12 protein-coding genes are annotated in these 19607 nt (G+C 35.1%); 10 read left to right on the top strand and 2 right to left on the bottom strand.

From position 1 onward, the window contains the following. Positions 1 to 106 precede the first annotated feature (106 nt). Positions 107 to 2302: a PQQ-dependent sugar dehydrogenase gene (locus BLS33_RS05320; protein ID WP_089886310.1), complete on the bottom strand. Its 2196-nt coding sequence runs from the start codon at positions 2300 to 2302 to the stop codon at positions 107 to 109. 717 nt (positions 2303 to 3019) lie between these two features. On the opposite strand from BLS33_RS05320, the gene BLS33_RS05315 reads away from it, so the two are divergent. Next, positions 3020 to 4228 (top strand): site-specific integrase, encoded by a 1209-nt coding sequence (locus tag BLS33_RS05315; RefSeq protein ID WP_089886307.1) that lies wholly within the window; start codon positions 3020 to 3022, stop codon positions 4226 to 4228. On the opposite strand, the gene BLS33_RS05310 is transcribed toward BLS33_RS05315, so the two are convergent. Next, entirely contained in the window at positions 4217 to 5284 is a 1068-nt protein-coding gene (locus BLS33_RS05310; protein WP_089886305.1) for a hypothetical protein, read from the bottom strand. The two genes, BLS33_RS05315 and BLS33_RS05310, sit on opposite strands and share 12 nt — an antisense overlap. 65 nt (positions 5285 to 5349) lie before the next feature. Here BLS33_RS05310 and BLS33_RS05305 point away from each other — a divergent pair, with 65 nt between their 5' ends. The 9 genes from BLS33_RS05305 (at position 5350) to mcrC (ending at position 19533) form a co-directional block, all read left to right on the top strand. Continuing rightward, the gene (locus tag BLS33_RS05305) at positions 5350 to 6342 is read left to right on the top strand and encodes a type IV toxin-antitoxin system AbiEi family antitoxin (protein ID WP_089886302.1); all 993 of its coding nucleotides are present in this window, start codon (positions 5350 to 5352) and stop codon (positions 6340 to 6342) included. Then, positions 6317 to 7174 carry a hypothetical protein gene (locus BLS33_RS05300; protein WP_089886299.1) on the top strand — a complete coding sequence of 286 codons (858 nt, stop codon included), beginning with the start codon at positions 6317 to 6319 and terminating at the stop codon, positions 7172 to 7174. Before BLS33_RS05305 ends, BLS33_RS05300 begins: the two co-directional genes overlap by 26 nt. 87 nt (positions 7175 to 7261) lie before the next feature. After that, positions 7262 to 10459, top strand: a complete 3198-nt coding sequence (locus tag BLS33_RS05295; protein ID WP_089886297.1) for an Eco57I restriction-modification methylase domain-containing protein — start codon at positions 7262 to 7264, stop codon at positions 10457 to 10459. A 1-nt stretch (position 10460) separates the two neighbouring features. Further along, the gene (locus tag BLS33_RS05290; RefSeq protein WP_089886295.1) at positions 10461 to 11591 is read left to right on the top strand and encodes a Shedu immune nuclease family protein; all 1131 of its coding nucleotides are present in this window, start codon (positions 10461 to 10463) and stop codon (positions 11589 to 11591) included. Positions 11592 to 11661: 70 nt separating this feature from the next. Beyond that, positions 11662 to 12513, top strand: coding sequence for a hypothetical protein (locus tag BLS33_RS05285; RefSeq protein ID WP_143017576.1), 852 nt, complete (start codon positions 11662 to 11664; stop codon positions 12511 to 12513). 410 nt (positions 12514 to 12923) lie between these two features. Beyond that, positions 12924 to 14819, top strand: coding sequence for an AAA family ATPase (locus tag BLS33_RS05275; RefSeq protein WP_089886289.1), 1896 nt, complete (start codon positions 12924 to 12926; stop codon positions 14817 to 14819). Continuing rightward, on the top strand, positions 14816 to 15733 hold the full coding sequence (locus BLS33_RS05270) for a hypothetical protein (RefSeq protein ID WP_089886287.1): 918 nt from the start codon (positions 14816 to 14818) through the stop codon (positions 15731 to 15733). The genes BLS33_RS05275 and BLS33_RS05270 overlap by 4 nt, the downstream gene beginning before the upstream one ends. Positions 15734 to 15864: 131 nt before the next feature. Beyond that, on the top strand, positions 15865 to 18495 hold the full coding sequence (locus tag BLS33_RS24630) for an AAA family ATPase (protein ID WP_143017575.1): 2631 nt from the start codon (positions 15865 to 15867) through the stop codon (positions 18493 to 18495). Further along, positions 18496 to 19533 (top strand): 5-methylcytosine-specific restriction endonuclease system specificity protein McrC, encoded by a 1038-nt coding sequence (mcrC, locus tag BLS33_RS05260; RefSeq protein ID WP_089886285.1) that lies wholly within the window; start codon positions 18496 to 18498, stop codon positions 19531 to 19533. The last annotated feature ends 74 nt before the right edge of the window (positions 19534 to 19607 follow it).

The raw sequence follows: 19607 nt of genomic DNA, 5'->3' as shown, positions 1-19607 counted from the left end.
TGAACCTTCCTATCAAACGGAACCGGAAGGCGAATGTACTACGGCCATGTAACGATTTGTGAACAAACCGTCCCGAAGTTTTCCGATTTTGGACTGATTTTTTCTTCTATTTGAAACTCAAAATATAGCCCGCAAGTGCTCTGGCCTCTTCTTCACTCAAATGTGCATTTGCGGGCATGATAATATTGCCCGACCAGTTCCCCGTTCCTCCATTAATAATTCTTTTGGCGAGTGAGTCCAAGGCGTTATTGTCCTTGGCATACCGTTCAGCAATTTGGTCAAAGCTTGGGCCGATTATTTTTTCATCGGGCCGGTGGCAGGTCAAACACGTTTCACCTAATAAAAGTTGACGCCCTTTTTCAAATTTGGGTTGTACAGGGAGCCTTTCCTTCCAAAGAGCCACCGATTCACGCAGCTTGGTATTTCCGGAATTTGGTTGTTGTTTGCCCTCAACATAACGAATACGTTTAATAGAGGCATTTTCATTTGCACTATAGCTTTGACTACCATATTCAAGCAGGTACAACGAACCGTCCGTACCAAATTTCATGTCAATGACTTTATTATAAAAATGTTCGGGTAAAAAAGGCACCATATTTTTTACTTGGGTACCACTTTCGTCTAGGTCAATACTCATCACCCAATTGCGCACCCAATCAAAAATAAACAACCGTTTATCGTAATACCGGGGAAATTTATCGGATGATTCAGGATAATCACTTGTATAATAGCGGGGACCGACCATGATTTGGATTCCACCACTTCCTGTATAGGGGAATACAGTGCTCGCCTTTCCCTTCGGATACCACAAAACTGGTTTCTTAATTGGAGGCAATTCTTCTAATCCTGTATTGTTGGGAGATTTATTTACAGGTCTCTCAGGGTCGAATGGTTCACCTACTTTCTTCGTATCATAATCATAATCATTGTACATCTTATTGTCGGCCACGGCATAGGGCCATCCGTAAAAACCTGCTTCCTTGGCAATGTTCACTTCATCATAGCCCTGCGGACCTTTTTCACCTTCTGTCAAAGCATCTGGGCCAACATCTCCAAAATATAGAGCATCTGTATGCGGATCAAGACTGAACCGATATGGATTTCGGCATCCCATTATAAAAATCTCGGGTTTGGTTCTATCCAAGGACTCGGGATACAAATTGCCTTTAGGAATGGAATATGTACCATCGGGTTCGGGATGTATACGAAGGATCTTTCCAAAGTAACTATTCGTATTGGCCGACGTGCGCTGTGCATCGGTAGCCACATTTTCTGGTCGCTCGTCTATCTGGGCATAGCCCGCTATATCCGCGGATTGTAGTGTAAAATCACCCATGGAAATGTACAGGTTTCCTTTTGTATCAAAACCCAAGGCATTGGTACCGTGCCAACCGTTTTCCTTTACTAAGGGGATTTTCATCACGATTATCTCCGAAGACATTTCAAGCTTACGGTCAGTGATCTTAAATCGTGAAATACGTTGATGGGTTGAATCGGCTCGAGACAAATAGGAGAAATAGATATAGCCGGTGGTTTTGAAATCCGGAGCGATTGCCATACCGTTCAATCCATTCGATTGTGAAGAAATAACGGGTAATTGGGCAATCCTATCAACAGTTCCGGTATGCTTATTGAACATATTTATAGCTCCTCGTCTTTCAATAAAAACAACATCTCCATTAGATAAAACTTCCATCTCCAAGGGCTCATCCATGGACACATGCAAGGTGTCTATCTCAAACCAATGGTCAGGCGGTGCCACAGGGGTTTTAATGGATGTATAGTCTACTTTCTTGATTTTAGCTAACGCAATATCCATAGCCGCAATAACCATGGACGGATTTGCTACTGAAATAAAACTTCCCCTACCAAACTTTTTGACGATAGGTTGCTTCACAGAACTTCCGTGGCCAAAACAACTATATAGCAGGTCGCTTTTGTAGCGATTAATTTCCGATGTACTCAACCCTATTCCCAATATAGTACCGCCAGCCTCCAAATAGCGCTCTATTATGTTTATTCGACGTGGATCGAATTGATCGAGGGACAAACCGTCCAAAATTAACACATCCATTTCAGAAATGGAGTCCTCTTGTATTATCGCAAGCTCGGAGGTGGTTTCCAATTTGTAGGGCCGGTCATTAAAGACGGTCATAATATCCGCTTCAAGCGCTATTTTAGAAACATTGGGCGAAATAGTTAAAATATGAATTTCTTCCTTGGACTTTTGGCAAGAGAAATTCACAAGGATGATAATAATGTAGGAAAAGAATAGTAAATATGTAATTCGCTTGCGAATCATACTCAAACTTTGGTATTGGTCATTTGAGCAATAGCTCTTTCAAATATAATGAAAGGAAATGGTTAATTAAGAAAGGTGTTACCCCTGTTGTATAAGTTGACAGCATAGATGTCACAATCATCGTCTTCTCTAAAGTCATTGGCCTATATTCCGATTATTGTTGTATTTAGTACTTATCCATTCAACCACCACGAGTAAGATCATATTAAAAACAGGAGGAAACACAATATACTGGTTGGTATCAGCTGGGAATATTTTCCGCAAAATACTTCAAAAGAATAACTAAAGGTTTTAGCCAATACCGTAATTAACGAGCTTTGAATATGGCAAAGTTCTGTAAAACATGTTTTATTTATGTGCACCATAAGTGGCGGAGAGCCAACTGCCTTTTTTTCAGCCCTATCTTTTCACCAGCTCACGGTAGAAATAAATAAAATTGGAAAGAATTGTACCTGACCAAATGTTGTACCCGCCCTAAAAAAGAAAAGCTCCCGATTTCTCGGAAGCCCCGTCTTTGTTGTTGTGGTCCCACCTGGGCTCGAACCAGGGACCACCTGATTATGAGTCCAATTATTTCCGTTTTCATTTATTGCCATTTGCCTTCTTATAGTCTGATTTTCAGCATTTTATGATTTTTTATTTTGCAACAAATTTCTTTTATTTTACCTTTAAAAGGCAATTTGTTGTACCTATGTTGTACCCGTTTTCGCAGACCTCATGATAAACGTCAAGACAATTTTACGAAAAAAAAAGCTTTCTGATGGAAGATATCCCATCTGTTTGAGGGTAACCAAAGACCGAAAATCGAAATATTTCAAAACCATTTTTAATGCCCACGAAAATGAGTGGAATTCCGGTGCCGGAAAGTTCAATAAACGCAACCGAAATTATCTTCAGAACAATCGATTGTTGCATAAATTTCAGGACAAAGCTTTGCAAATTCTTGGTGAACTTAAAATTGAGAGAGACGATTTCACCTTATATGACTTTGAACGAAGGTATCGGGTCGACAATAATCCGGTCCAGAATAACATTTTTATCTTTTGGAATGAAATAATTGAAGAGATGAAATCTGCCGGTAGAACGGGAAATGCAAAAGTAAATAAAGATACTTCCGATTCCATCAGAAAGTTTCATAACTCTACCCGATTGACGTTCAAAGAAGTATCCCCAACATTTCTGAACAAATATGAAGTGTACTTAAGGTCAAGGGGAGGCAGTGATGGAGGTATTGGTGTCCGTATGAGAGCTATCAGGGCACTTTATAATTTTGCTATAGAACGAAACGTTGTCAAGGAACAGTACTATCCCTTTAAAACGTACAAGGTTTCGAAATTGAAAGGTAAAGGGTTAAAAAAGGCCCTGAGTATTGAACAGGTGAAGAAAATTGTGAAGTTAGATTTGAAAAAATATTCCTTTCTGACCAACAGTAGACACTACTTTGTATTTAGCTTTTATACCCGAGGCATGAACTTTGCCGATATGATGAAACTGGAATGGAAAGCTATAGATGACGATACTATTTACTATACTCGATCCAAAACCAAAGGAAATTTTACAGTAAAGATTCTTCCGCCGGTTCGGATAATCTTAGATTTTTACAAAGAGTATTCTTTGGGAACAAAATACGTATTCCCAATTTTATTAAAGGATGAATTGACGCCCAACCAACTTGAAAATAGAAAACACAAGACCCTCCAGCGATACAACAAAGAGCTAAAAGAGATTGCTAAAATCTGCGAAATCGATAAAAATTTAAGCAGCTATGTGGCTCGGCATAGTTTCGCCAATTGTCTCAAGCAAAAAGGAGTTGCAACTGATGTCATCAGCGAATCTATGGGGCATCAGAACTTGGCGGTTACGCAGGCCTATTTAAGGGAATTGGATAGTTCTGTCTTGGATGAAGCTGCAGAATTACTGCTTTAACCACTTTTTGTCTTTTATTGGATTCAACCTGATTATCACTTTCTTGGCCCAAGCTATATAATCCTCAATATTTTTATTCATCTGATTTTCTAGAATAGCTTGCTTTTCCATTTCATTGACATACCGTTCTAATAACAATGCTTTATCCCAAATTTCGGCATCTGTAAACAATTGATCGATTTTGGCTTGTTCCAATTCTTGTTCTTCCTTGATTGCCGCTAATTTTTGTTCATCCAGTAATCGTTTGTTCTCTTCGATGGCCTGTTGCGCTCTTAAGTCGTGCCAATATTTACAGTCCTTTTCTATCCAAGCTATTATTTCCGGCAGGCATTCTTCAAGCTTGCGTTTATCTGTGTCGATCCATCTTTTATGATTGAATGAGGGACCGACCTGAAATTCTAGTTTATTGGATTGCTCCCAAGATTCCATACTCCACCCACTTTCATCTTTCTCTCTTATTCTATATACTTTCTGTCTGAGGTTTATTTCTGCCTTCTGACCAAACATTGCCACATGGCAGCTACTATATTCAAATCTTATGGTATGCCCCATTGCTTCTACGAGACGGATTAAGGTATCCATAAATCTGAGCGCCCTTGACCTTAGTATGGAATCGGTGTGGATTGGCAATAAGTTATGCTCCTGGGAAACTTGCCAGAATTTAAGTTTTTCCTTACTATTATCAATATTTTCCAATAGTTTCTTTGTGGCCCTGACCATTGGATGATATGTTACGATTCTTCCCGGTACTTTGAATTTTAAATCTTTACGTTGTTCAAGTTCAAAGGCTCGCTTATGGTAATCGGTTCTGAATTTTCTAGTCTTTAGATTTATCGGATAATGATCATTTTCTATTTTTGGCAGCGGAGTTTTATCTACTTTTTTATTGAACCTAACTTTTGACCAATAGCCCCTATTGGGCAATGGTATTTCGTTTTCTATACAAATATCTTTTAGTCTTTTTGGCTCTATTTTAAACTTCTTTGCCAGCTTACTTATCGGTTGGTCCCAGACCAAGTGATACAATTCCTGTCTATTTAGTATACTATTTTCCATTTAAGTATTAATTTTCATTATATTTGATTGTTCATGTTACATGAACATTGTAAAAAAATGAACAAATGCTGAGTACGCTCTATTTAATTGAATGGTTTGAGACCCTTGATTTTAAAACAGAGGTATACTATATGTCTCATGATAAAGAAACAGATGAAAAAATTTATGCCATAAACGATGAGCATGTATTCGTTGAATTCAAAAATGAAGTAAGACCTCAAAATGTGTATCAGTTCATTAAGAAAAGAAGTGAAAATCTACCTGTATTGGTAGCTTCCAAATATATAACACCGAAAGCAAAAGAAGCGCTAAAAAGCAAGGGTATTAACTATATCGATAGCTTCGGAAATACATTCTTGAATCTTAACAACCTCAAGCTCTATATAGAAAAGAACAATTCAAGACCGGTGCACAACCAATACTCAGAAATTTTTACTCCAACAGGGGGGCAAATTCTTTTTCAATTGCTTCAAAATCCGGAATTGATAAATGCTACATACCGTCAACTAGCAGAAATAAGCTGCGTCTCATTAGGCAGTGTTGGCAAAACCATAAAGGGATTATTAAAAGAAGGTTTTGCCGTTAAATGGAATAATACTAAAAAATATCAACTAATTCGAAGAGAGGAACTACTTGAAAAATGGGTTGCCTTGGTAAATGAAAAAATCTTGCCAGCTCATAAAATAGGCAATTACAGATTTAGTACTACTGAGCATTTTAAGATTAAGGATATCGGTCCTCGCCTAGAGAGTTGCTGGGGGGGGGAATATGGCGCAAAAATAATTACTAGTTATTTAAACCCTGAACAATACTCTCTATTTACAACCAGAGAAAAAGCTGATTTAATGCGCCGTTTTAAAATGGTTCCAGATGATAGTGGAAATATTAGTGCATACAAGTCATTTTGGAAACCAGAAAGTATCAAACTACATTTCAATTATGGCGAAACTGCTGTAAATTCCTTATTAGTATACGCCGAACTCATATATAGTGGAAACGAAAGAAACATGGAAACCGCCCAAATAATCTTTGATGAGTATATCAAACCTAACTTATAAAGACTATTCATTTGCCCACCACGGTGAGGTCTATAAGATTTTGGAAGAAGTCTTTACAACTCACCATATCAAATACTACCTGATAGGTGCGAATGCCAGGGATGTACAACTTTACAAGGTCGGCATTAAACCCGCACGTAATACGGCAGACATTGATTTTGCAGTCATGGTGCCCGATTTTCAAAAATACGCTATGTTGTTTGATGAAATTTGTCGTAAAGGATTCAGAAAAACAAATGAAAGCTATCGATTGCTGTATGATAAGACGAATACCATACTCGACCTACTGCCTTATGGAGAAATTGAGCAAGATCACACCGTGAATTTTGATACACGTGACATGTCATTATCTGTTCTTGGTTTTAAAGAGGTAGGTGAACAAGCTGAAGAGGTACTTATCAAGGAAGCTGGTTTTTCATTACCCACTTCACCCGTAGTGGGATTGATAATTCTAAAATTGGTATCCTGGAGTGATAAACAAGATAGAACTAAAGATTTAGAGGACATCTCATTACTTCTCAACTCCGGGTGGGAATTCTATGAGACTGAAGCCTATGAAAGCCATTTAGATCTTTTTAATGATGATTTTGAAATGACCACTGCAGCGGCCAGGATCATAGGTAGAAAAATGAAACCGATTTTAGCATTGAACGAAAAATTGTATCAAACCATAATTAATACCTTAGAAGCTGCGATTCTGGAAAAAACCAAAGCAAATACCACGGAGGTCATTCTTGCCATGAATATGAAAAAATCTTTACAAGAAGTTCAGTATATTTTAAAAGAAATCAAACAAGGGATTATCGAAGATACCCCTGAACAACGTATTTGAAAATACCATTTACCAAGTGTTTTGATTGATTTTTCCTTCAACAATAAAAATAATCTACTTTTAGGAACTAAACCTGACCAAAAATAAATGCCATTATTCCAAACTTCGGTACTAAAAAAATACCTATCTCAACAAGACCATAGAGCTGTAGAAAAAGCCTATCGGAAATATTCAAAATATTTTCTCAACGCAGAGATACAGGAAAATATACGCAGTAGCAAGGAAGAGCAATTTCAAGCTACTTTTCTTACCGAACTGTTTGTGAATGTATTTGATTATACCATAAATCCTAGTCCTAAATACAATCTAACCACAGAGTACAAAAACGAAAAGAACAATCGGAAAGCAGATGGTGCCATACTAAACGATGCTACAACGCTTGCCGTCGTAGAGCTAAAAGGTACTAATACCAAAGATTTGGAGAGTATACGACGCCAAGCGTTCGATTATAAAGTAAATCATAAGGGTTGCCGATATGTGATTACCTCCAATTTCGAAAAGTTGCGGTTTTATATCGATGATGCCACTGCTCACGAGTCTTTTGACCTATTCCAACTAACACCGGACAGATTTGCTCTTTTATATTTGTGCTTGTATAAAGATAATCTGCTTACTGGCGTACCGTTTAAAATCAAGCAGGACTCATTGGTCAAGGAAGAGCAGATTACTAAGGAGTTTTATAACGATTATTCGCTTTTCAAACGGGAACTTTTTCGCGACCTGGTAAAACGGAACGCCAAAAAAATTCGAATAGAAAGACAGCAGGAATTAAAGGAAATATCTACCAATCTTGCCTATCAACAGGAATTGCAAGGTCTGGAAAAAAACGTAAAACTGGCCCTGTTTAAGAGGTCACAAAAACTGATAGATCGCTTTCTGTTTGTCTTTTTTGCGGAAGATAGAGGCCTTCTCACGCCCAACTCTACCCTTCAAATACTTGAAAAATGGAAGGCAGATATGGACTTTGGGGATGAACGCCCTTTGTACAATTTGTTCAAGCAATATTTTAACTATTTGGATACCGGAAGAAAAGGAACGTCTAGCAGGGCAGAAATTTATGCCTATAATGGTGGCCTTTTTCAACCGGATTCTATTCTTGACGGTTTAGAAATCGATGATAATCTGCTATACCGCCATACTCTAAAACTGGCCAAGTATGACTTCGAAAGCCAAGTAGATGTCAACATTTTGGGACATATTTTCGAAAATTCCCTTAACGAGATAGAAAGCGTCAACGCAGAAATCGAAGGTGCCCAGTTCGACAAACAAAAAAGCAAGCGTAAAAAGGACGGTGTCTTCTATACCCCCAAATACATCACCAAGTACATTGTTGAGAATACCATAGGCAAACTGTGCGAAGAGAAGAAGGCAGCTCTTGGTTTTAAGGAAGAAGAATATTTCAGGGGCCGAAAACACCGACAGAAAGCCACCGTTCAAAAATTGGTAGATATTCTAGATGAATACCGCGATTGGTTATTACAATTAACTATCTGTGATCCCGCTTGTGGTTCTGGGGCATTTCTCAATCAAGCCTTGGATTTTCTCATCAAAGAACATCAATATATCGATGAGCTTAAAGCAAAAGTGTTAGGTGGCGGTCTCCAATTTCCCGATATTGAAAACACCATATTGGAAAACAATATTTACGGCGTAGACCTCAATGAAGAGTCCGTCGAGATTGCCAAACTTTCACTTTGGTTACGTACCGCACAACCCCGTCGAAAATTGAATGATTTGAGTAGCAACATCAAGTGCGGTAATAGCTTGATAGATAGTAAAGCTATTGCTGGAGAGAAAGCCTTTCACTGGGAGACTGCTTTTCCTAAAGCGTTTGCAAATGGTGGTTTCGATGTAGTAATTGGGAATCCACCTTACGTTGATCTTAAAGCCTTAGATAACAGTCTTATAAAACATCTATTCAGTAAGTATAAAACATCAAATAACCGTATAAATTTATACTCAACATTCATCGAGAAATCGACTTCATTACTTCGAGAAAAAGGTTATTTGTCATTCATAATTCCATCTTCTTTACTAACTCAGGATTCTTATAAAAAGCTACGAGAACTTTTGTTAGATAAGACTACTATAGAAAATATAGTAAGGCTTCCAAATGAGTCTTTTGGTGGTGGGGCGGGAGAAGTAAAGGTGGACACTATTATATTAACTTTTGGAAATGGCAGATACAAGTCTGAAACAGAAGTCATAATATATAAAGGTTTTGATAGGATTACTGAAATTGCAGATTACAATGCCGACATACACTTCTTTACAGATTCACAAGAATGGAACAAAGATTCTGAAAATATTTTTAGGATTAATGTGGATAGCAAGACTATTGGTTTGCTCGAAAAATGTCGAAGCGACACCGAAAAGCTGAGTGATTGTGTTGATTTCTGCTTAGGATTGACACCTTATGATAAGTACAAAGGTCATACTCAAGACCAAATCAAGGGGCGGGTTTTTCATTCTGACTTTAAAAAGGATGAGAGTTTCAAAAAACTTTTGGCTGGAAATGATATTGTAAGGTATAATGTGGAATGGGGTGGTAGGGAATGGATAAGCTATGGGGATTGGTTAGGTGCTTCAAGAGAAAAAAGATTTTTCACAGACAAAAGGATTCTTGTCAAGCAAATTATCGATTGGAGCGATAAAAGAATCTGGGCAGCCTTGACTGAGGAAGAGCTTTATAATACTCAAAACGCATTCAATTTGTTGGCTAAGGACGACTATGAACCAGAGTTCATTCTAAGCTTAGTCAATAGCAAATTGATGTCTTTCTATCACAAAAAACAGTTTTTGGAAGAGTACAAAGATCGCTTTCAGAAAATATTGATTAAGGATGCAAAAGAGTTTCCGATAAAAAAAGTCTCGAAAGAAAATCAAATGCCATTTGTTCAACTAGTCAAAACAATAGTTGATACTGTCTCTAAAAAAAGAGATTTGATACAGAAGTTTGTAAGTTATTTGACTTCTAAATTTAGTCTCGCTAAAATTTCGCGTAAGATTGAAAACTGGCATGATCATGATTTTGGAGATTTCATTAAAGAACTCAATAAAGCGATTAAGGCCACTAATAAATTACGAGAGAAAGCAGGACAAGCTCCAGTAACCACCCTTACAAAAACTGACGAGTTTGAGTGGTTGGATCTATTTGAACAAAACAAGAAAAAAGCCCAAGATTTACAAACACAAATTGATGCTATCGAGCAACAATTAGATGCAATGGTGTATGAGTTGTATGGGTTAACTGAAGAGGAAATAAGAATAGTTGAACATAAATAATATGTTAGGAAATAGAAGAACTGGGCTTGTCCCTACCGAGGACGACATTATCAACAATTCAAAACCAAATCACTTGTATAGTCATGAGTTTGAGAAAGGAAGGTTTTTTCAAGTAGTACATGAAGATGAGGAAGGGTTTGAGATTAAACTGTCGACCAGAACTATGCTCAAGGCTGTTTATATAAAAGAAAAAAATGATATTGAGGGAATTGAGATTATAAAACTTATTGGTAAAGATGAGAAGCAAAAAATTGGTTTTAGTAAGTTTAACTTAGCTCAACTTAAAGCTTTTTTGAGCTTTTTGACTCAAACTGATTTATCCGCGATTTCTGAAAAACGCATTAAAATTGCCGATTCCGAACTTACACCTGAAAACATCAAGCTTATAAAAACACTTCTTGCCAAAGATGGTGGTCAAGAGGTAGTTGAATCCGTTATAAAAGAAGGAATCATAACATCTCGCGATATTGTTAACGTCGCTTTTAGGAAAAGAGGAGTAGATTATTTTAAGAAGTTGTTAGCAAATTCAGAATATTGGAAAGAATATAGGGAACTTATCCAAATGCCTAATGCAAAAGAAGAATCAACTTGGCAGGCGTTTTTTGAGCGTAACGAATGGATTTTAGGGCTTGGAATGGACTACAAATTTCAAAGAATATTACAGAAGGAGGCAAATGTTTCAGATCAAGACTTATCAAGCGGAAATTCTGTCATAACAGATTTTTTACTGTCCGATTCTAAATTTGTAACCTTCGTTGAGCTTAAAAAACCTACAACGCCTCTCTTTGGCAAAGACAAGAATCGTTCAGGAGCATGGTCGCTGTCTAGAGATTTACAAAATGCCTGTTCTCAAATTTTAGAACAAAAAGCGGCAGGACTGATAAAGTTTGACAAACCGCAGGAAGACGGCGACGGAAATTTAATTGCTGAAAAAGCATACGACTCTAAGACTATTATAATATTAGGAAATTGGATGGAGTTAGAAAGTTCTGAAAACTATCAGGAATCAAGAATAAAGAAAAAAACACTTGAACTATACCGAAATGATAGTCGGAATATTCAGATACTTACCTATGATGAATTATTTGAACGCGCGAAATTCATAGTAAACAATCTTAAAAAAAATGATTGACCAAAACCTTTGCCAGGATTCATTTGGTGATTCAACGGGGATGGGACATGAAACTACTCAATTAAGCTTTATGAAATCGCATTTTTTATTTTTATTGACAATTCTATACCCCTTAGCTATAGAGGCTCAAGCAGATAAGGTTATGGGTGAAATAGAGGATGCTTTTGAAGAATACCAATCTGCATTTAAGAAAACCCAACAAGGCATTTATTATATCGATCAAGCTTTCGAACAGTCGACTATTTCAGATATTCAATATGAGGCCAGTAGTGCTGAAAGTGAGATGTCAAGTGCAAGAACTAAGGCAGGCTACGCCGAAGATGAAGCTGATGACGCAGAAAGCGAAGCCAGTAATATAGACTGTGATGATGTAGAAGACTTTGCCGCAGATGCAGAAGACTATTTTTATGAGGCAAAAAGAGCTTTATCGAATGCTGAGAGCGAACTCTCTAGCGCGTCATACGAAGAAGACCCTGATTATCTAGCAGATTATTTGAATAATGCCAAAAGTTACGCAAACGATGCATTATCAAAATTAAATGAAGCGGTAGATGAGTTGAATGCTGCCGTCAAATCTCTTCAAAATTGTGCCGGCGGCAGTATTGACTCTGAGGGCAGCTCAATTAGTTGCGATGCCTTTCAAGATTTCATACTAGACCATGGATATCGAAAAGGTAGCGTAGGAAATTATACTTTGGATTCCGATTGGCTGACAGAAGTGGCCGCTTATGACTATGACTATAAAATATATGTGGTTGCTAAAATAAAAGTGAAAAACAGCTATTCATCCCGTTCCTATATTTTTTGTGATATTCCCTCTAGTAAATGGTCAAATTTTAAGAATGGCGGTTATGGAGAGCGTGAAACCTATGGTGAACGCTTTCACGATAATATTATGGAATATGTTTGTAATTGCGAATGAACATGATTTGAAAATGAGCTTTCTTGTTGTAAATGTTGGTTTACAGAATGAGTAATTTTAGGTTGGTAAAAAGAGAGATAAATAGTATGAGTGTAATAATTAGAAACAGGACTATAAGGCCGAGTACTAGAGATGCTAATTCCCCTTATCGTATCAAAGTTGAGAACGCTAAACTTAGTGATGAAATAATAATATTTATTGACCACGAATCTATGGACTTTAGAGCCATATATAGGTGTAAAGGTGATTTGTTCCAAGAATCTGATTCAATTTATTTTAAAGTTGAAAGCTTAAATGGTAAGAATTTAATTAAATGGAGGAATGAAATAACACCGGAACTAATAAGATGAAAAAAAGAATAAGCAATCGACTACTTGTGAGGGGGGGGAAACAAAATACAGGAAGTAGAAATGGAGTTATTAGCGGTATACATAGATAATCATTTTCTTTTCAAAGAACCAATATATCTAAATTTTGGCGGTGAATTCACTTTCAAATTTGAGAAGGTTGAGGGACTCGTAAAAATTACAAATAACGAAAATACTCGGCATATAAGGGGGTTTTATAAAAAAGGCGTATCCAATATTAGTGCAATAGTTGGTAATAATGGTGTGGGTAAGACCTCTTTAATGCGGATTCTAAATCAAGAACCCAAATCTAATACATTGGCTGTTTATGGCAAGGAGAATAAAATTTTTATCCAGAATGCAACAGATAACCAAATTGGTGCTGATTTTGATTTTAAAGATATAAATTATGAAGATTGCCCATTCCCGCTTTATTACTCTAATATTCTTGATTATACGCTAAAAGACTTCAACAGCATAATCTCTGAATCTAACCAAATAAAGGATAGTCTCACTGACTATTATTATGACACTATAATCCGACAAGTATTTTTTTTATTTAATAAAGGTGAATACCTAAGTAAAAAATATCCGGAACTTCCGATTTATCAAGACATCTCGGTGTCAATAAACAATTTATCTAAATCACAATTTTTAGATTCTCCTTTTTATAAGGAAGCTACAATTGGTAAATCAATATCGGAACAACTTAAAATGCTATGGAATTCATATGGCTATGAATCCGAAGAAATGATTCATAAAAATGAAGAGTTTCTGAAAAACTTTGAGGTTTTTGTTCTTTCCCTTTTGGTCACCGACGATACATTCGCACAGACAAATGGCAATGGATTTTCAATTGGTTTCGAGGATATACTTAAACAAGAAAGTTTTGAGAAAAAGTTGGAGTTATTTCTAAAGAAACGACTGGATAACATTGATGGACCACTATTTGAAATTTTGGATGAGAAACTAGGAGTTAAATTCGATAGTATTGAAGAATTAATTGATAACGTCAGAGCTGATAAAATATCTCAGATTGCAGGTGGGTTTGACTTTAATAAAATTAAAAATCATGCGATTCAAACAATTGTTAGATATAATCGAGTTTTTAAGTTGTATGATTTTATTAAGAAAAACAATCAAATTTTTCAAAATTCCAAAAAGAGCTCAGAACTTATACTAAAAGTAAATGATGAAAAGACTCAAGAGATATTAAAAGAACTCTTTTTATTATATCAAAATGTGTATGAAACTTTTCAGTATATACAATTCGAGTTTCGCGTTTTTAATGTCAGTCCTTCACGCAAAATGTCTACAGGTGAACAGGCAATACTAAATTTGTATGGCGCTATCTATACCTTCACCTTAAAAGATAAGCATCACTTTCGAGAAAAGAATTCGTATATATTACTCTTAGATGAACCAGAACATGGTTATCATGCTGTTTGGAAGAAAAAATTCATTTGGACTCTTAATGAAACTCTTCCAGCTTTATTCTCTAATTTAGAACAAAATCCATCAGTACAAATTATTTTTACTACTCATGATGCATTAACCTTGTCAGATTTACCTAATGATAAGATTAGTTATTTGAAACGATTAGATGATGATTCAATTAAGGTTTTTCACCAAGATGATTTAGACAGACCCAGTAAATCGTTTGGTGCTAATATTACAGATTTATTAGCTGATTCTTTTTTTGTGGAAGATGGCCTGATAGGTGATTTTGTCAAAGAAAAAATTCAGGATACTATTAAATGGCTGAATGATATTGACAGAGATATTGATAGGAAATTATATCATAAAAAAATAATTAAAATAATTGACGAACCAATTGTACAAAGAAAACTTTCTGAAATGTATGATGAAATTTTTAGAGAAGATTTGGAGCTAGAGATTATTGACACTCAAATTAAATTTTTGGAGAACCTCAAATCTAATAAAGATAACAGGCCATGATTTTTTTAAACCCGGAATCTTTCAAGATAAAAAGTGCCAAACATCAGCATTTAAAAGAAATGTTAGACTTATTGTTTATTCGCATAGATAAAATCGATAATGATTGTGTCAAATCTTGGTTTGATTTTTTTGTGAATGATTATTTGGAAGTCTTGATTTCTGGTGATATTAACGCAGCTTATGAATTAAGTGCGAGACTTAATTCGGAAGTAAGTGGTAGTTCTTTTCTTTTGAAATATGTCAAACAAGTATTTAATTATGATTGGTTTATTTACAAAACAAAAACAAGGTATTCTGGATATGATTTAGCTAAGAATCTTGATGCCACCACTTGCACCTATTGCAATAGGAATTATACCGTAACAGTAGCTTCAAAAAATGGTAATAAAATTACAAGACCACAGTTTGACCACTATTTAGATAAATCAAGACATCCTTTTCTAGCACTATCTTTTTACAACCTAATCCCTAGTTGTTCAATATGTAATTCAAGTGTTAAGCATGGTTTGGAATTCAGCTTAAATAAACACGCTCATCCCTATCTAGATGAGAGTATTAATAATTTTAGATTTTCCTATGAATATTCCAACGATCCTTACCATAAAAATGGGCTTAAAATAAAAACGGAAGTCCATCAAGACTGGTATGTCAAGAATTTGCTAACCGACTTAAAAATTGATGAAATTTACAATGCTCATACCGATATTCTTTTTGAACTTTTAAAAATAAAACAATCCTATTCTGATAAATATCTTTCAATTCTAGAAAAAGAGGTTCTTAATGGCTTAAAAGTATCTCGATCTGAAGTCTATAGGCTTGCTTTTGGAGTATTCTATGATGAGCCAGATTTTGATAAACGCCCGTTTAGTAAGTTCAAAAAAGACATCCTCAAAGAGTTAAATATTATAACCTAATATAAAGTTTCAAACGGAAAAAATAAAGCGATCTATTCTTGCGTATCATGACTTGTCGGCAAAAGGTATCAGTAAATTGAATGCAACAATAATTTTACAACTGTAGTTGGAAAAACTGTAATTAAAAAATCATGGTAAAACAATTTCAATATATTAAGGATTTAGCATCACAATACCATATATACAGTACAAAAAGTGAATTGCTTTATGAGGCAATCAATAATCTCGGAATAGAGCAAGTTAATAGCTTTTATGAAGATTACTCCAATCTAGAGAATGGTTTACGACCAGTAAACCTTCTACGTGCTGAAGTGGCAAGATTTATGCTGGATGGCATAATAATTACTCCGAAAATTGTTGAAGACATTAAGGATAAAATTCGTTCAAAACAATTGGAGGCATTTGATCATTTACCGAACACTATAATTGAGGAGTTAAAACAGTATCCTGTTGGAAAAAGAGATATGTTCGCTAATTGGCAAAACCCATGGAAAGTTTTTCATACTTTTTTCTATAACAAATGGGAGCCAACTAGAGAAACCGTTCAAAATTATCTACAACAAATAGCGGAAGATATTATCGGTCAATTGAAACTAGAAGATTATACGTATCACATAGTGGATTTTCAGGGGCCTTCCAATTTTGGACAAGATTTTTGTTGGTTAGCGGTATTTCCAAACATCAAGAAAATTCACAAAAATGCCTATCAATTCTTTCTTGCAATAAGCAATGTTCCGGAAGTTGGGAGGATTGCAGGTCACGATATTAAAAATCCCGAAACAAACATCCTTGAAAAAATTCAGAATTATGATGAGGTAATAAATACTTTGAAATCTCAAAAGTCAGAAATAGTTAAGCTTAATAAAGAAGCCAGAAATTATTTTAAATTTTCACCCGGAAGTCAAGCTTCCGAATGGGAAGAATTCTACAACAAGAAACTTATAGCTATAGATTATAGTCATCTCCCTTTGAAAGATATAACGAACATTAAGAGCCTTCAAGAGCTTAATTTAGAAGCAGGTCTTCCTGAAAAGAGCCAATCCAATCAAACATGGAATTTATGGTTCTTTAAGACGGCAAATATTGGTGATGTTGTTTTTGTAAATAAGGGTATAAATACTTGTTTAGGAATTGGTCTTATTGATGGAGAATATTATTATGACTCCTTAAAAAATGGATACAAGCATCGTAGAAAAATAAATTGGTTGACAAATAGAGTATATCAATATAAATCGAGAAGTCTAAAAGGGTACAAAAGTTTATTTAGGCCAGACACTTTTAGCCCAACCAAAATTTGGAGCTTTCTATTGGATGAATATGTACGTCTTTATCCCGAATTAAAAGAAATATTCACAGGTCAAAATCTTATTTTTGAGTCAGTAAGTATCACAAGTAATAATATCGAATCTGGGGATTTAGAGACACAGGAAGAATTGGATGATGAAGAACCAATTAATTTCTGGTGGCTAAATTCCAACCCGAAAATATGGAGCATCACCAACCATCAAGAAGGAGAGAAACAAAAATATACTACGCACAACGAGAAAGGTAATAAAAGAAGAATCTATAAATACTTCGAACAAGCTAAACCAGGAGATCTTATTATAGGCTATGAGAGTTCACCTACAAAACAAATTAAGGCCATATATGAGATTACTAAAGGAATTCACAACACGGACGTTGGAGAAGAAATTGAATTTGAATTAATAGAAAAGCTTGATATCCCCGTCAGTTGGAACGAGCTTAAAAATATCAACGGTCTTCAGGAATGCGAGGTATTTAAAAACAATCAAGGTAGTCTATTTAATATTTCGGAAGAAGAATACGATATAATCAGAGAAGTAATAGACACTAAAAATATTATCACAGACCTTCGACTTAAAAAAGGTAATAATAAATACTCATTTAAGGACGATAGCGACAAGCCATTTATTAGTGAGAAGAATTTCCTAAAAACAGTATCATTACTAAAGCGTAAGAAAAATATAATTCTACAGGGACCTCCGGGAGTTGGCAAAACCTTTATTGCCAGAAAATTAGCCTACGAAATAATGAAAGAGGTTAACAATGCACATATAGAAATGGTTCAATTTCATCAATCTTTTAGTTATGAAGATTTCATTCAAGGTTTAAGACCAACCCTAAAAGGGACCTTTGACCTGAAAGATGGCATATTTTTTACTTTTTGTAGAAGAGCCCAAGCCCATCCAGACAAGCCTTTCTTCTTTATAATAGATGAAATCAACAGAGGTAATCTCAGTAAGATTTTTGGAGAACTCATGATGTTGATAGAGGCTGACAAACGCGATTCAGCATACGCACTAAAATTAACTTACGCCGAAGATGAGGAAGATCGTTTTTATGTGCCGAACAATCTATATATAATTGGCACAATGAATACTGCAGATAGATCCTTAGCAATAGTTGATTATGCACTTAGAAGGCGTTTTGCCTTTATCGGATTGCAACCCGATTATGGCACCAATTTCCAAGAATTCCTGAAAAGCAAAGGTTTGTCAAAAGAACTGGTAAACCATATAAGTATATCTCTTAAAAAAGTAAATGATAAAATAAAGTCGGATAAAAATTTAGGCGAAGGTTTTCAAATTGGTCATAGCTATTTCTGTGGATTTGAATCAGGTGAGAATGAAATGGAATGGTGGCAAGGGATACTTGATTTTGAAATTCAGCCTATGTTGGAAGAAATATGGTTTGATGAGGAAGATAATATTTCGGAAACAATTAGAATCCTTCAGCGTTAAATGCATATACCAATTGAAAATATATATTATTTACTATGCTATGCATGGAATAAGTTAGAAGAAAAAGAGCGCGTAAATATTTCGGTAGATGACTCTATGGAAATAAAAGATTTATTTGCCAAAATATTAATTAATGGCACAAGGATTCTTTTAAAAAGAGGCATCGATAAAAGCTACGTCGACCGCACACAGGAAATAGTTGGCGTTAAAGGGAAAATACAAATTAGTGCAAGCTTGAAAAATAACCTGTTAGCTAAACAAAACACTATATGTTCATTTGATGACTTCTCCTCGAATATCTTATTAAATCAAATCCTAATATCAACTATCAGTAATTTAATACGCATTAATGGTCTAAATAAAGGTTTAAAAGCTCAACTTATTGGTTTGAAAAGAAAATTCAATGGAATCGATGTAATAAAAATTACTAAATCTCATTTTAAACAATTCCGAATTAATCGAAATAATCGATTTTATCATTTTCTAATGAATGTTTGTGAAATCATATATGAGAACACGATGCCTTTAGAAAATTCCGATTATTATGAATTCACGGACTTTACAAGGGATGAAAATAAAATGAATCAACTTTTTGAGGCATTCATTAGAAATTTCTATAAAATTGAACAGAAAAAGTTTAATATAGTAAAGTCAGAGATTATAAATTGGCAGCTAGAATCTATGATGGATTCTAGATATCTTCCTCAAATGAAAACGGACATTACACTTATTAATAAGCATGAAAAAATTATTATTGATGCCAAATATTACCGAGAGACCATGTCATTTAATTATGATACGGAGAAAATAAAATCCAATAACCTGTACCAATTATTCAGTTATCTTTTGAATCAAGAAGATAATACAGAAAGGAACAATCTAGCCAAAGGAATTTTGCTATATCCAACTATAGAAAAGGAATACAATTTAAATTTTAGATATAAGAGGCACAATATTGAAATTAAAACACTAAATCTAAATAATTCTTGGCAGAGTATTTCCCGAAGACTCCATCAGATTATAGGATACCCAAGTTAAATTGTATTTAGTAATGTTAATGTTAGATAATAAAAAGAATAAGAAACGTACAGCCTGATTAAAAAAATGGTTGT

It is taken from the genome of Kriegella aquimaris, from assembly GCF_900103215.1.
Taxonomy (GTDB): Bacteria; Bacteroidota; Bacteroidia; order Flavobacteriales; family Flavobacteriaceae; genus Kriegella; species Kriegella aquimaris.
Note: the sequence above shows the minus strand (reverse complement) of the source record. Positions and strands in the feature narration are given on the sequence as shown.

Excerpts from the sequence above, each read along its gene's own strand:
- BLS33_RS05315 (WP_089886307.1), top strand. The coding sequence starts at position 3,020 with ATGATAAACGTCAAGACAATTTTACGAAAAAAAAAGCTTTCTGATGGA.
- BLS33_RS05275 (WP_089886289.1), top strand. The coding sequence starts at position 12,924 with ATGGAGTTATTAGCGGTATACATAGATAATCATTTTCTTTTCAAAGAA.
- BLS33_RS05295 (WP_089886297.1), top strand. The coding sequence starts at position 7,262 with ATGCCATTATTCCAAACTTCGGTACTAAAAAAATACCTATCTCAACAA.
- mcrC (WP_089886285.1), top strand. The coding sequence starts at position 18,496 with ATGCATATACCAATTGAAAATATATATTATTTACTATGCTATGCATGG.
- BLS33_RS05310 (WP_089886305.1), bottom strand. The coding sequence starts at position 5,284 with ATGGAAAATAGTATACTAAATAGACAGGAATTGTATCACTTGGTCTGG.
- BLS33_RS24630 (WP_143017575.1), top strand. The coding sequence starts at position 15,865 with ATGGTAAAACAATTTCAATATATTAAGGATTTAGCATCACAATACCAT.
- BLS33_RS05285 (WP_143017576.1), top strand. The coding sequence starts at position 11,662 with ATGAAATCGCATTTTTTATTTTTATTGACAATTCTATACCCCTTAGCT.
- BLS33_RS05270 (WP_089886287.1), top strand. The coding sequence starts at position 14,816 with ATGATTTTTTTAAACCCGGAATCTTTCAAGATAAAAAGTGCCAAACAT.
- BLS33_RS05300 (WP_089886299.1), top strand. The coding sequence starts at position 6,317 with ATGAGTATATCAAACCTAACTTATAAAGACTATTCATTTGCCCACCAC.
- BLS33_RS05320 (WP_089886310.1), bottom strand. The coding sequence starts at position 2,302 with ATGATTCGCAAGCGAATTACATATTTACTATTCTTTTCCTACATTATT.
- BLS33_RS05290 (WP_089886295.1), top strand. The coding sequence starts at position 10,461 with ATGTTAGGAAATAGAAGAACTGGGCTTGTCCCTACCGAGGACGACATT.
- BLS33_RS05305 (WP_089886302.1), top strand. The coding sequence starts at position 5,350 with ATGCTGAGTACGCTCTATTTAATTGAATGGTTTGAGACCCTTGATTTT.